Annotated in this window: 10 protein-coding genes and 1 tRNA gene; 6 read left to right on the plus strand and 5 right to left on the minus strand. The window is 57.3% G+C overall.

Going from position 1 to position 13998, the window contains the following annotated elements; all coding sequences use genetic code 11:
* Together RE6C_RS02340 and RE6C_RS02345 are read left to right on the plus strand one after the other, a co-directional pair.
* A partial coding sequence (locus tag RE6C_RS02340; protein WP_039961008.1) for a PDDEXK-like endonuclease domain-containing protein occupies positions 1–460 on the plus strand: 460 nt, incomplete at its 5' end.
* Between the two features lie 152 nt (positions 461–612).
* On the plus strand, positions 613–1134 hold the full coding sequence (locus RE6C_RS02345; RefSeq protein ID WP_144054636.1) for a hypothetical protein: 522 nt from the start codon (positions 613–615) through the stop codon (positions 1132–1134).
* Between the two features lie 440 nt (positions 1135–1574).
* Here the strand turns inward: RE6C_RS02345 and RE6C_RS02355 are convergent, their stop codons facing one another.
* From RE6C_RS02355 to RE6C_RS02375, 5 genes are all read right to left on the minus strand, one after another.
* Positions 1575–2504, minus strand: a complete 930-nt coding sequence (locus tag RE6C_RS02355; RefSeq protein WP_236617885.1) for a hypothetical protein — start codon at positions 2502–2504, stop codon at positions 1575–1577.
* 167 nt (positions 2505–2671) lie between these two features.
* Positions 2672–2745 (minus strand) — tRNA-Arg (locus RE6C_RS02360).
* 102 nt (positions 2746–2847) lie between these two features.
* The gene (locus tag RE6C_RS02365; protein ID WP_039961010.1) at positions 2848–4254 is read right to left on the minus strand and encodes a glycerate kinase type-2 family protein; all 1407 of its coding nucleotides are present in this window, start codon (positions 4252–4254) and stop codon (positions 2848–2850) included.
* A 5-nt stretch (positions 4255–4259) separates the two neighbouring features.
* On the minus strand, positions 4260–4853 hold the full coding sequence (locus RE6C_RS02370; protein WP_008653500.1) for a thioredoxin family protein: 594 nt from the start codon (positions 4851–4853) through the stop codon (positions 4260–4262).
* Between the two features lie 200 nt (positions 4854–5053).
* Positions 5054–5878 (minus strand): enoyl-ACP reductase FabI, encoded by an 825-nt coding sequence (locus RE6C_RS02375; protein WP_008653502.1) that lies wholly within the window; start codon positions 5876–5878, stop codon positions 5054–5056.
* Between the two features lie 40 nt (positions 5879–5918).
* On the opposite strand from RE6C_RS02375, the gene RE6C_RS02380 reads away from it, so the two are divergent.
* The 4 genes from RE6C_RS02380 (at position 5919) to RE6C_RS02395 (ending at position 13977) form a co-directional block, all read left to right on the plus strand.
* On the plus strand, positions 5919–8051 hold the full coding sequence (locus RE6C_RS02380) for a sigma-54-dependent Fis family transcriptional regulator (RefSeq protein ID WP_008653504.1): 2133 nt from the start codon (positions 5919–5921) through the stop codon (positions 8049–8051).
* Between the two features lie 189 nt (positions 8052–8240).
* Positions 8241–9047: an alpha/beta hydrolase gene (locus tag RE6C_RS02385; RefSeq protein WP_008653505.1), complete on the plus strand. Its 807-nt coding sequence runs from the start codon at positions 8241–8243 to the stop codon at positions 9045–9047.
* Entirely contained in the window at positions 9044–11611 is a 2568-nt protein-coding gene (locus tag RE6C_RS02390) for a BatA domain-containing protein (protein ID WP_008653507.1), read from the plus strand. Before RE6C_RS02385 ends, RE6C_RS02390 begins: the two co-directional genes overlap by 4 nt.
* On the plus strand, positions 11608–13977 hold the full coding sequence (locus RE6C_RS02395; RefSeq protein WP_008653508.1) for a VWA domain-containing protein: 2370 nt from the start codon (positions 11608–11610) through the stop codon (positions 13975–13977). The genes RE6C_RS02390 and RE6C_RS02395 overlap by 4 nt, the downstream gene beginning before the upstream one ends.
* Positions 13978–13998 lie beyond the last annotated feature (21 nt).

Below are 13998 nucleotides of genomic sequence, written 5' to 3' on the forward strand. Positions count from 1 at the left end.
GCTCTCACGTGTCGACCGATGTGAGTGTGCAAAAATGCTTTCTTTTCGCAAGGAAGACAGAAGCGTTGCTTTGCTGATTGGCGTTCAGGATGTTCGCGTGGTCAGAGTGATGCATCATTTCGCTCGCTTCGATGCAGCGTGTTCATTGAGGTGGGAGGGTCGGAAGATCGAGCAGATGGGACTGGAGGCGGTTCCTCAAGTCGGCGTGGCTGGCTTTTACGTTGATGTTGGTGTTCGTCGACGTGAAGGCGGTCGCTCGCTTTTACTGGGAATCGAATGCGACAACGCGACGTATCACTCTGCTCGCAGTGCTCGCGACCGCGATCGACTTCGAGAAAAGATCATCCGGTCACGTGGATGGGAAATTCACCGGATTTGGTCAACCGACTGGTTTCTCAATCAAAAAGCTAAGGAAGACAAACTCGAGCAGGCGATTCAGCAGGTCTTTGGGAACGCATGAGTTTGAACGTATTACCATAACGCGTCTCAGACACACCCGTATTGTTCAATTTCCCCACTGATTGAATGGATGCTCCTCCGCGACGGACTGGATATTCGAGCCTCTCGGATTCTGAGTTGCTGCTTTGCGATTTCCTTTGGCAGCACACTGTGATGACTCGGTGCCTTGCCAGCGAGGTGTATCCGCTACACATGAATGTTGGTTATTCGCACGGACTCACCGACCATCAACTTCAGGTAACGCTTGATCGAATGAAGCGGCGAGGGCTCATTACGATCTCTTCTGAGGTGGATGATGCGGAATCCTCTGTCACGCTGACTCCTGCTGGCGGAGATCAATGGTCGTTGGAGCGTGCTCCGGTGTGGGATCGATTCATCTTTGAAAACGGGAGCTTGTCAGGCGAACGGTTCACGGTTGTTGCGGCGAACGAGTCCATTAGTCGTCGCTACATCGGTTCGCGAATTGCCGCTGGCATCGAGGTTCAGGCAGGACCGATTGGTGTGCGGCGTGGTGTTTCCCTGTCACTGATTCCTTGGAAGCGATTTCAGAATATGGTGGTGCTTCGATTGGCCCGCGAACGGTCAACCAATCGTCATGTGGACTGGGATGTGTATGAATCGATGCGGATTTGGTGGACGTCGCTTGCGGAACTTTCCAAGTTGCCGAGGGGGTAGATGTCGATGTCAACTTGGTTTTCATGCAGTGGATGAGGAAGCGAGTCCTGGATGCGCAGAGATTCATTGATTTCTCGACGCATCATCGACGACGGCCCCGTCCGGGGCGGCACGGTGATGTCCGCCAACGTTCTCGGGGCTTCCACCCCGAGCTATTGAAGTCGGCCCCGTCCGGGGCGAAGTTTTGAGAATGGCTTCGGAGGTGCCTCCGGAAACTGGGACGGAGCGATCGGGCTCATGGCCGAGGCGAATGGGAATCCAAAGATTGAATTTACAGGATCCCCGGCCACCACCACTTCTCGGTCATCGCCCCGCTCGTGGAGATCATTGCCGACGAGATTGTTGCGGGGCAAATCAAACTCGACCGACAATCACTCTTGAATTTGCGATGACGTTGATGTCATCACGAGCCCCGGCCTTCGCTGCGCTGACAATCAGATTCAATTCGGCTCTGGCTTGAGGCCATGTTTCTTCGCAAATTCGATCAAGCCCGGGGCCAGTGAAGCGGTTGTTCCTGAGAGTATGTCAGCCCAATCTTCGATCGGATCCATCGCGTCTTTGAGTTCACTTCGACTTTGGTAGTCGCCTCGCTTCGCTCGGTTGACGATGCTGTCGTAGTGGCGTTGCAATCTGCTTGCCAATTGATTGGCCCCTTTGATTTCCGGGGCGGATGCTGCTTCAACCAAGTGTTCGTGGATGAGTTCGATGGGCAGTCGATACTCCAATTCGTAATCGGCATTTTTACGATTCGAATGTTCGTCGTCTGACTGGTGGACTTGCAATAGTTTCACCGGTTCGTTCGTATCTTGCCAAGGATCGATTCCGCAAAGGAGATTTGTCAGTTCTCCGAATGGGCGAAACAGATACCAACGATCCGAACGTTGGATCGCTAGGAAAGATCGCACGTTGTGAATGTGCTTTTCCTTATGGTAGCTCTTCTCAGCCGTGAGTACCGTGAACACAACGCGTTTGTCATCAACCAATCGCTTTTCCAACTGTTTGATGCTTCGGATGCGAACAAGATCTCGGAGTGTGAAATGGAATAGCTGTCCTCCGCGGAATTTTTTGTCCTCTCCGAACGCCCTCGTTTCTAAGAAGTAGGAATCAATGGCGTATCGCTCGATGGCAATGCTGGGGAGCAACAAGGGACGAATGGCAGGGTCCACCAACAGCATTGCGGCCTGATCGTCCCCGGCATTGGAGGCGGCAATCATCGCTTTCAGGGCTGCCTCCGCGGATTCAGCCCCATCCAGCAATTCGACCACGTCTGAAGGCGCAGAGGGTTCATCTGCCAGTGACTTGAAGGAGTCACACATCAGAACCATGAGAGCAACCACGAACAGGCTGCAGGAAAAGAAATATGATCGCATGATCGGTGTTCCCCTCACTGGAAAGAAGATGCGTTGAGTCGCATGAGGCGGTCACGCCATGGTCATCACGACATCGAATGGTTGGCGCCGCGCCGATTGCGGAGCCATTTCAGATCGTCTGTGCGAAGTGGAAACGTGAGACCGAGATCAAGAGGTTTTTCCATCAATACACCCGGCGGGGTTCGAACCCACAACCTTCGGCTTCGGAGGCCGACGCGCTATCCAATTGTGCCACGGGTGCGTGTGGATGAGCGGGGCTCATTCACGAAGTCATTGTGACGGATCGAGAGAGGTTGGAATAGATGACTGTCGCGTGGCTTTCACTGCGGGTTGGGGCTGCAAGTCAGGGTTGGTGGCGACGGTGTTTCGGATGGTCAACCAAAGCGATGCGGATGTCACAAACGTTCGTGCCAGTGGGGCCGGTGAGGAGCAGCCCGCCGACTTGGCGAAGGAAACTGTGCGAGTCGTTGCGTCCCAACGCGTCGTGGACGTCGAGTCCGAGCTCAACGATTCGCCGGTGGATGCTGCCATCGATCATCCCGCCTGCGGCGTCGCTGGGGCCGTCTTCGCCGTCCGTGCCGCCGGACAGAATGGCGAGTCGTGACCATTGATCGTCGGACAGATTCAGTTCCAGCAGTCGAGCGTAGGCGGCCAGGACGAGTTGTCCGTTGCGGCCTCCGACGCCTCGGATCGATGCGTCGGCCAGCGACACGGTTGGTTCGCCGCCACTCAAGAAGGTGTCTTGCCGGTGCACGGCTGGATCGGCTTGCAGCATCGTGAGTGTTAGGTCCGCCAGATGCCTGCCGACGGCTTCCGCATCGCCTTCGGATTGGCGATGGCAATGCATGACATGGTTGTAGCCCAGGGCTTCCGCGGTGATTCCGGCTGCGTCGACGGCGACCGCGTTGTTGCCAAGCACAAACGTGGAATGTTCGGAAGCGTCGATCGAGGGTGCGGGGTGTTCGGCCGCTCTTTGTAGGTGTTCACGAACGACCGCGGGCAGTTGGTGGTCGGGATCAAACTGGTCCAAGACAGTTAACGCATCCGTCGCCGTGGAAGTGTCGGGGACGGTTGGTCCAGATGCGATCAGGTCGAGTGGATCACCGAGGACATCCGAGAGCACGAGGGTGAGAAATTGGCCGGCCTGGTTGGCTCGTAGGAGTCCACCGCCTTTGACCTCGCTGAGGTGTTTGCGGACCGTGTTGAGAGCCACGATGTCGGCGCCGTGCGAGCTGAGCCAACGTGTCACGGTCAGTTTGTCGTCCAGCGAAATGCCGGGCGATGGTCGGCATAAGAGTGCACTGCCGCCGCCGGAGATCAGGCCGATCACCAGGTCGCGAGGACCAGCGTCGGCGACCAATTGGAGGATGCGATCGGTGCCTTGAATGGCGGCAACGGTGGGCTCGTTGACTCCTGCCGGTCGGGCTTCTTGAATCGTAATGCCCGGCAGATCGCGGTGGCATCCTTCGGGCACATTGACATGGCCGATGACGGGAAAGTCTTCGCCGTTTGCGCTGGTCAGGTTGGTCCGGATGACTTCCGACAACCCCGCAGCCATCGCCGCGGATGCTTTGCCAGCACCGACGACGACAATGCGGTCAAAGGAGTCTCTGCGGATCGCGTGGTCGGCGATCAGCATTGCGGTCTCATCAAGAGAGACCGAGTCGATGATTAGCCGGTCTCCCAGGACCGCTTCGACGCCGTGAGAGAACATGGCTTGGGCGTCGCTTAACAGCGTTCCTGGAGCCATGGCAATCACGCGGTGCCGTTGGGATCGAAGTAGGTCGGCTCGTTGCCTTCTTTCCACTTGATGTTGCAACCGATCGAGGGACGTTGTTCGGCCTTGGGCGAACGACCCGCGATGGTTTCGTCCAGTGCCGCTCGCAAGTCTTCGCCGGTGAGGGGCAAGTCGGACTTGGGACGGCTGGAATCGAGCTGGCCGCGGTACGTCAGTTTGTGATCGGCATCGAACAAGAAGAAGTCTGGCGTGCATGCGGCTCCGTATGCGATGGCGACCGATTGGTCTTCGTCCAAGGCGTAAGGGAATGCGTAGCCGCGAGATTCCTTTTCGGCTTTCATCGCGTCGAAGTCATCATCGGGGTACTTCACGATGTCGTTGCTGTTGATGCCAACGACGCCAACACCATGTTGCATGTACTCGTCGGTCAATAACTTGAGTTGTTCGGCAACGTGTTTGACATAGGGGCAGTGATTGCAGAGGAAGATCACGAGCAAAGCTTTGTGGTCTTTGAAGTCGGCCAACGAGACCGTTCCGCCATCGGTTTCTGGCAGTGAGAAGTCGGGTGCGGCGGTGCCCAGTGGCATCATTGTCGAAGCGGTGCGAACCATGGAGAGTCCTTGGGGCTGAGGGGGTGAATTGGCGATTAGCGATTAGCGATTAGCGATTAGCGATTAGCGATTAGCTAGGAGCTAGGAGCTAGGAGCTAGGAGCTAGGAGCTAGGAGCTAGGAGCTAGGAGCTAGGAGCTAGGAGCTAGGAGCTAGGAGCTAGGAGCTAGGAGCTAGGAGCTAGGAGCTAGGAGCTAGGAGCTACTTGGTTTGCTTTTTGATTTCGTCGAGCAAGCGACCGGGGCTGCCCATGGCGTGGTAGCCGCCGTCCACGTGCAGGATTTCGCCGCTGATTCCGGAGCTGGCGTCGGACAGCAGGAACGCACCCGATTTCCCGACTTCTTCGTGGGTCACGTTGCGTCCCATGGGGGCCATGTGTTCGTACATCGTCAGCATTTCTTCGACGCCAGCGGCTCGTCCGGCCAGCGTGCGGATCGGGCCGGCCGACAGAGCGTTGACGCGGACACCACGGGCACCCATGTCAAAGGCCAGGTACCGCATTGAGGCATCCAAAGCGGCTTTGCAAACGCCCATGACGTTGTAGCCGGGGACGCATTTTTCGCCGCCGTAGTAGGTCATTGTCAGGACGGAGCCGCCCGGGTTCATGATGGGTTCGGCGGCTGCGGTGACGGCCAGCAAGGAGAAAACGCTGGATTCCATCGCCAATTTGAACCCCGCTCGCGACGTGTGCATCGTTTCACGGCCCAGGTCGTCCCGGTCAGCGAAGGCGATCGAATGCAGCAAAAAGTCGATTTTCCCGAAGGTTTTCTCGGTGTGTTCGAAAATGGTGCGGATGTCGTCGTCGTTATTCGCGTCCATGGGTAGCAGGAATTCTGCGCCATCTTCTGGATCTGTCAATTTGGCAACTCGACGACGATTGCGTTGTTTTTCGTCGTCAGCACGGTCGGGAAGGTGTGTGAAACCGCATTTACCACCCTGCTTCAGAATTTCCTGAGCGATCGCCCACGCGATCGAATGGTCATTGGCGACTCCAATGATCAGTCCCTTTTTTCCTTCAAATTGCATCTTCAACCTTTTCGGCTTAGTTCTATTTAATTGTCCAGCGGTGAACATCATCGCGGCGGTTTCCAAGACCGACAAGCCGACGTTCTTCTCTGGGCACCAAAGCGTGATTGGTTACTCATCTCTTAATGTTGTCAAAGCAAATTCAACCATGGATCGGTCACAGTCTGTTTTGCCTCCGCACGCTACCTCCTCAGCTTCGGAGGCATCGATGACCCACGGCAACGCTCTGACGTCATTCATGCCGGTTCTGCTGGGGTTGGTCGGAAGTCAAGCATCGATTCGCGGCGGCGTGGTCAGCCAGATCCAGGACCGTTGGCAGCCGACATTTTGGACCGGAGATCGCTGGGGGCAAGCGGAGTCACTGGCCAGCCAAGCGGTCGCGGACGATCAATTCGTCACCGCGGATGATTTCGCGGGGTTGAGTATCCCCGTCACGCCGGGCCCTGACGTGGCCACTTCGGCGGCGAGAGGATCGGGATCAGGTGTCACCGGGGCGGTGACGGGAGATCTGGGGTCGGGGCAAGACATTTTGCCGGGAGTCGGCAGCGACGCGATTGTGTTGTCGATCGATGGCAAACCTGCTGACTCGGACACATTGAAGATGTTGGCGACCGCGTTGGGCCGATTTCTGTGGCTGCAACGCAATCATCAGAACGACGCCCGGCGTTTGTGGCAAACTTCCAAAATGTTGCAGCACGCCGCCGTTTGGCAGCAGCTCGACAGCGACGAAAAGCTTTTGGCGTCGATGGCCGATTGTGCCTGTGAAGTTTTGAACTGCGAACGCGCCACGATCTTTCTGTGGGACAAACGCACAAAGAAGTTGATTGGCCGGCCCGCGATTGGAATTGAGGGCGGTGTTCTCGAGGTGGAGGACAATGCGGGAATCGTCGGCGAAGCGTTGCACAGCGGCAGCCCGCGATGGTGGTCTGCCGGAGGCACCGATGAAGGCCGCGTCAATCGACGCATTGATCAAGCTCAAAACTTCACGACGCGATCTTTGTTGGCCGTGCCGATGGTCAACTCTCGCGATCAAGTGATCGGCGTCTTCGAAGGCATCAACGCTCGGCCCGGCGATCATCGCAACGAGAGTTTTGATGCCGCCGATGTTCGCACGCTGACCGAGTTGGCGATGCATGCCTCGATCGCGATTGATTCATATCGGACGCGGACCGACTTGACGGAGACTCGCGATCGATTGGTCGAGCAAGCTGCCCAGTCCAAACCGTTGATCGGCAATCATCATTCCATCCAAGAAATCCGCCGCAACGCCACAAAGGTGGCTCCGACAGATCTCAGTGTTCTGGTGCTGGGCAGCAACGGAACGGGCAAAGAGGTTTTAGCTCAACACATTCACTATCAAAGCGAACGTCGCAACGGCCCGTTTGTCGCAGTCAACTGCGCCGCGTTGGTCGAGACATTGCTGGAAAGCGAGTTGTTCGGCCACGAGAAAGGTGCTTTCACCGACGCATCAGACACTCGAGTCGGCAAGTTTGAACTGGCCAACGGCGGCACATTGTTTTTGGACGAAGTTGGGGACATGAGCGCCGGCGGACAAGCGAAGCTGCTGCGAGTTTTGGAAGAGAAGGTCGTCGTTCGAGTAGGCGGTTCGCGGCCGATTCCCGTTGATGTTCGAGTGATCGCGGCGACCAACCAACCGTTGCAGGAGCTGATCTCGGCAAAGCGTTTCCGCGAAGATTTGTTCTTCCGGTTGAACGTTGTGTCGCTGACGTTGCCGCCACTTTCGCATCGTGGCGATGACGTGATGGAGTTGGCCGAACACTTCTTGGCAGATTTCTGCCGCCAGATCGGGCGTGCCGTGCCGACGTTTGCAGCCAGTGCTCGTGACGCGATGCTGTCGCATGATTGGCCAGGCAATGTGCGGGAACTGCGTAATACAGTCGAGCGTATTTGTTACTTGACCACGACGGATGTCATCGAAGCGAGTGATCTGATGATGTCGCCTTCCGCGACAAAAGCGTCGACGGTCGCGCCGGCGATGGACGACGTCGATGGCAATTTGAATTCGGCGACGCGAGAGTTCCAGATCCAGCACATCGAGCGATTGATCGCATCGTGCGGTGGCAACATGACCGAAGCGGCCGGCAAACTGGGACTGCACCGTTCGAATCTGTATCGAAAGATGCGTCAGTTGGGAATGCCGACGTCCAGCTAGTTCGCCATCGCGAGCAATCTCGCGGCCGCTGGCTCAACATCGAACCACGGTCCCAATTGTTCCATTTTGCGAGCGTCCTGTTGAATGAATCGAGACAATCATTCGGTGAGTGCTCGGGGACAATTGGGGCGGTGGTTTGATTTGCTTCTGGGCTGACTCAATCGCCGCCGACGCACTATCTTGGGAGGCATGAACAATCCCAAGAAATCTTTTCATGAGTCGTCCTTCGGCGAGCTCGCGTGCACCGTTGTCGATGGTTCCGATCAGCCTTGGTTGCCGGTCATTCTGTGTCATGGCTATGGAGCCCCCGGCGATGATTTGGTCGGCTTGACGGACTACTTGATCGCCAAGCTCGGAGACGCCGCTAAAGCGGTGCGGTTTGTGTATCCGGTCGCGCCGGGTGATTTGGCCGATCAAGGGATGCCTGGTGGGCGAGCTTGGTGGCCGCTGAACATGGCTTCCCTTCAGCAATTGCTGCAAACGTCCCAGTTCGGCCAATTGCACGATCAAACTCCGCCGGGAATCGAAGCGGCCAGCGGCCAACTGGTTTCCGTCGTCCAGTCGGTGCTGAACAACATGCCCGCCGATCCGCCTGAATCCTCTGGTTCGTCGGCGATGAGTGGTGAGGCCGGTCGTCCGTATGTTTTGGGTGGTTTTTCGCAAGGTGCGATGGTGACCATGAACACGGCGCTGACAGGCGACATCCCTCCGCCGGATGTGCTGGTTCAGTTCTCGGGCACGTTGGTTTGTGGACCGCAGTGGATCGAAGCTGCGTCAAAATCGGGAAGCGGACGATTGAAAGCGACTCGAGTTCTGCAGTCGCACGGAAGCCAAGATCAGATCCTTCCGTTTTCAAGTGCCGCGACTTTGGCGGACACGTTGCACGAAGAGGCTTTGGAATGGGAGTTCCGAGCGTTCCAAGGTCCACACACGATCGAGGCGGGTACATTGGACCACTTGGCCCAATGGATTCTTGATTTGACGGATCGCAAGTGACGTTCTTCAACGCAACGCTGATTCTCGGAACGCTGGCTGCGGTGGTGCCAATCGCATTGCACTTGCTGGCCCGCCGTGAACCGCAACGCGTTGTGTTTCCGGGGGTCCAGTTTCTGAGACCCAAGTTGAGTTCGCAACGAAGTCGGTTGCGAATTCGTCGTTGGTGGTTGTTGGCGCTTCGCGTGTTGGCGGTCATCGCCTTGGCCGTTGCTTTGGCTCGACCGCACATCGATTCGGCGATGTCATCGACATGGTGGACCGTTGGTCTGATGGGTCTGACCGGAGTCGGTTTCTTGATTCTGGCCAGCGTTGCTGTCGCGCGTGGGATGGGACGGTCGTTGGCCGTCGGTGTGGCGGTGGCGGGTTTGCTTGCGCTGCTCGGTTCGTTGTTCCTGGGAACAAGAACGTGGGCGACGTCGGGTGATTTGTCAGAAGGCAACGAGCAGCCAGTCGCGATGGCTTTGCTCATTGACAATGGTCCCTCATCCAAACGATTGATCGCTAGCTCAGACGGAACGAACTCCAGCCGATTGGAAAATGCGATCCGCGAAGCCGCAACGGTGATTGAACGTTTGCCGGATGGGAGTCGTTTGGTGGTGCTGGACCGTTCCGCGACGCCGATTGGGTTTGCGTTGGATGCCGCATCGGCGCGTCTGCGTTTGTCTCAGATGAAACCGCTGGCCAATCCATTGCCGGTTCAAGAACGCATGGACGCGGCGATCGAGTTGTTGCGGTCCAGCGATTTGCCGGGCAAGCAATTGGTCGTGGTATCGGACTGGAACGCCGCGTCGTGGAAGCCTTCATCGCAAACACCTGCGATGCAACCGGAAGACGTTGCGATATCGATGTTGCAAGTCGATGCGGGCGTCGAAGGGAACGTTGATGCATCGGCCGAACGCTCGATCAATCGCTTTCTGTTGCCGCCCAAATTGATCGAGGTGGCTCCGGCACCGGGTGTCTCGATCCCCATTTCGGTATCGGTTGGAATGGAATCGTCTTCGGCAAACGAGGGGCAATCGATCAACGTGACAGTGCAACTGAGTTTGTATGAACGCGACCCGTCGTTGCCTGTCATTCGCGATGGCGAATTGGTTTTGCCAAGGTTGCGAGGGGTGGATCGAGCATCGGCGACGGTTGTAGCGGGGGCCAACGCGGAATTGGTTTTGACGTTGCCACCGTTGGATTTGGGAACTCATCATGCGGTTGTTGAGCTCGTCGGCGACGACGCATTTGGATGGGACGATCGTCGTTTTTTGACGCTCAACATTCCCGTTCCACCACGTGTGTTGTTGGTAGGCGAAAACGCGGATGAACGGAACGAGTTGGGACTGGCTCTGACGGCCCCCAAAGCACCGGATGATGATGGAGCCGGGTTTCGTGTGGCCGGCGTGACATATGCCGATCTGTCCGCGGTCGATTGGCAATTGATTGACGCGGTTGCGATGATCGACCCGCCAATCCAAATCGAGGCGGTGTCTCAATCGGTCGTGTCCGGAAGCGGACTGACAAGCCGTTCTGTCGACCAACTCGTCGAGTTGGCTCGCCGCGGCGGAGGCGTTGTGATGATGCTTGGGCCGTCAACGGAAGTGTTGGGTTTCGCGTCACCGAACAAACAGGCAGGTTCAGACGGAACGGATCGCTTGCTGCCTGATCTGGTGAGATCGTGGCGTGTACCTGAGCCAGGACGGTTTTGGGAAGAGCGTTTGCCTTCCCATCCAATTTTACGCCCCCTGACAATGCTGGATGACCAGCCATCTTGGAGTGCATTTCGCGTGAATCGTTACTGGCAAAGCGAACCCAACGCCGCCGCCGGTTGGCAGACCGTGGTCCGCTACGCCGGGACTCAGCACCCCGCCGTCGTTGCTCGATCCATCGCATCGGACGATCCCAGCGACCACTCAGGTCGCGTCGCGGTGCTCACCACGCCGTTGCCCGCCTTGTCGAAGAAGACTCGTTCGTGGAATCAACTGTTCACCGCCGCGGACGCTTGGCCCGCGTTTGTGGTTTGGCGTGGATTGATGCAGTGGGCGACCGGAGTATCGGATCAAGCCACGACGGTGTTGGTCGGCGCGACCGCGGTGGTTCCTGAAGAGGATGCCGCGAATCAAACTCGGCGTGCCACGGATGCGGCGGAGGCATCTGCCGACGCAACGGCAGAATCAAGCGTGCGACTGTATCCACCGATGGCCGAAGGGACTGAGGTCGACGCGGAGCCGACCATCAGCGAAGTGAACGTTGCCGAGCGTGGTGGCGTGTTCTCAGAGACGAACGAAGTCGGGACAACGTTCTTACGCGGCCCTGATTATTGGGGCGGGTATTCAACGAACTTGGACCCCGTTTGGTCGCGGGACGAACGCGTCACCGCGTCGGAGATGGACCAGCGATTTGGAGCCGAGCAATGGATGTCGTCGGACTCCGGAGAACGATTGTCGATCCAAGGTCGTGTGGGAGGTTCACCTCCGGTGTCACTGCATGGACCAATGATGTTGCTGGCCGTGGTTGTCTTTCTAGCTGAGCAATTGCTCAGCAATCGGTTCTACCGAACATCAGGAGAGGCAGCGTGAGTTGGAGCCTCGACCCGATTTACGATTCGTTGCCGGTGGCTTTGCTGTTGGTGGGTTTGATTGCAACGATGTTGTTCACAATCCTTCCACCGGGAGTGAGCGGGCGTCGACGACGGGGATTGCTGTTGTTGCGTGGTCTGGCATCCATTGCTTTGGCTCTGGTACTGCTTCGTCCGGCACTCGTGAGGACAGACAACCGGCCCGCGGCGGCCACTCTTGCGATCGCGATCGACACATCGGCAAGCATGGGTTTGCCATCCGATGGATCGGAGAATCGGTGGCAACAGCAACGACGGTCACTGGAGCAATTGGCGGGAGGTTTGTCGGATTCCGATCAAGCGTTGCAAGTCGTCGTGATGGGGTTTGATGCGTCGGCGAATGTGATCGGCGAGAGCGGAACAAGTGACCTGGAAACGCTGGCACAACGCATCGGCGAGATGGAGCATTCTGGGAAAGAGACCGATTTGTCATCTCCGTTGTTGATGGCGATGAACCGAGGGCGAAACAGCCCGCTGACCGGAGTGGCGGTCTTTAGTGACGGAACCCAAATCACGAATCGGTCCGAAGGCAATGAGGCGGAACAGTCGGATCCGCGCCGAGAAGCCCGCTTAGTCGGTGCGATGGGCGTTCCGGTCTGGGCGGTTCCTTTGGGGCCTCCCGCCGAGGCATCTCGGCAGATCGATTTGGCAATTGAATCGTTGCCGGAAACGTTTCGCATGTTCACTGGCAACGAATCCAGTGTTTTGTTTGATGTGCACACGCGAGGCATCGTGCAGTCTCCCGCCAAAGTTTCGCTGCAGTGGATCGATTCGGCTGGCCAAACCGCGATCGCGGCGACTCGAACTGTCACGCCTGAATCGATGGAGCAAACCATCGCGATCGAGGTGCCCGTGTTGGCTCCCAAACCAGGCAAGTATCGATTGGTCGCCAGCGTCGAGACACGATCGGGTGAGACGATCACGGATAACAATTCTCAAGTTGCGTTTGTCGACGTTCGCGAAGGTGGCGGCAGAGTGTTGTACTTGGAAGGCACGCCGCGTTTGGAACAAAAGGATCTGCGTTGGGCGCTGGGTCGCTTCCTCGATTTGGAATTGACCTATCGATGGATTCCGCGAGACACGGTTGGTGCTTGGCCGATTGATTTGGTGGATGATTTCAGTCGTGGTCGCTATGACGTTGTGATCTTAGGTGACCTGCATTCATCGGCACTTGGAAATGAACAACTGCAAGAACTAGCGGACTCGGTGGGCGAAGGCACCGCCTTGATCATGTTGGGCGGTGAGCACACTTATTCGCGAGGTGGCTATGCAACGACACCGCTGGCGAAGGTCTTGCCGGTTCAATTGGATGATCGACAACGTCAACCGCCGGGGCCGTTGGATGCATCGGATCGGTTGGGCAGCGACACCGATCCAATGCGGCAGCCTATCGTGTTGCGACCATCAACACCGCATCCCATCACAACGATCGAAGTCAGCAAGCAAGGTGGTGTGATTGGCTGGCCTGATTTGCCACCCATGCCAGGTGCCAATCGATGGCCATCGGTTCGGGTTGCACCCGGGGTTCAAGTTTTATTGTCGACACCACGTGACGAGCCGATGATGGTGGTGGGTGAATATGGCCGCGGACGAGTGGCCACCCTGGCGTTTGATTCGACTTGGACGTGGCGACGTGCGGGGCTGGGTGATTTTCACCGTCGGTTTTGGCGGCAATTGATTTTGTGGTCGCTCGCCCGTGAGGATTCATCTCAGCAAACCATTCAGCTGGAATTGTCGCCGCGACGTTTTGTGGCCACCGAAGCACCGTTGTTCACAGCGACGATTCGGGGCGATCTATCCGCGCTTCCGGATTCGCAATCGGGGGCAAATTCTGGGGCGTTCCAGGCCGAAGTGATTCTGTCGTCGGGAGAGACGGTAGCGGTCCAGATGTCCAGTACGGTGTCGACAAACGAGTCGGCTGTCTCGTTGACTGGGCAGTTACCATCCATGCCGCCTGGGTTTCATCGATTGCGAGTCAGTCCGGTCGGGGACGGTGCGACGACGGGCTCTGGCGATCCGCTTGAGCCAGCGGAGGTCGCCTTTCAAGTTCTTGACGACACCCGAGAATTGAGCGTTTCGCAGACCGGTCATTTGCTGCTTCGGCAAATTGCATCCGCGACATCGGGATCCGGCGGACGGGTTTTCGAGCCGGACCAGATTGATGAATTGGTGGAATTGATCCAGTCACGCCGCACGGAGTCGACCCGCACGGTCATCGAAAAATTCAGATTGGGTGACGGACCGGTGAGCGGTTGGTTCATTTTCCTATTGTTTGCCGGGGCTTTGTCGGTCGAGTGGTTCCTGCGACGTCAATGGGGTTTGGCATGAGCGACGGATGCGTTCAACTGA

Source organism: Rhodopirellula europaea 6C (assembly GCF_000338295.1).
Classification (GTDB): domain Bacteria; phylum Planctomycetota; class Planctomycetia; order Pirellulales; family Pirellulaceae; genus Rhodopirellula; species Rhodopirellula europaea.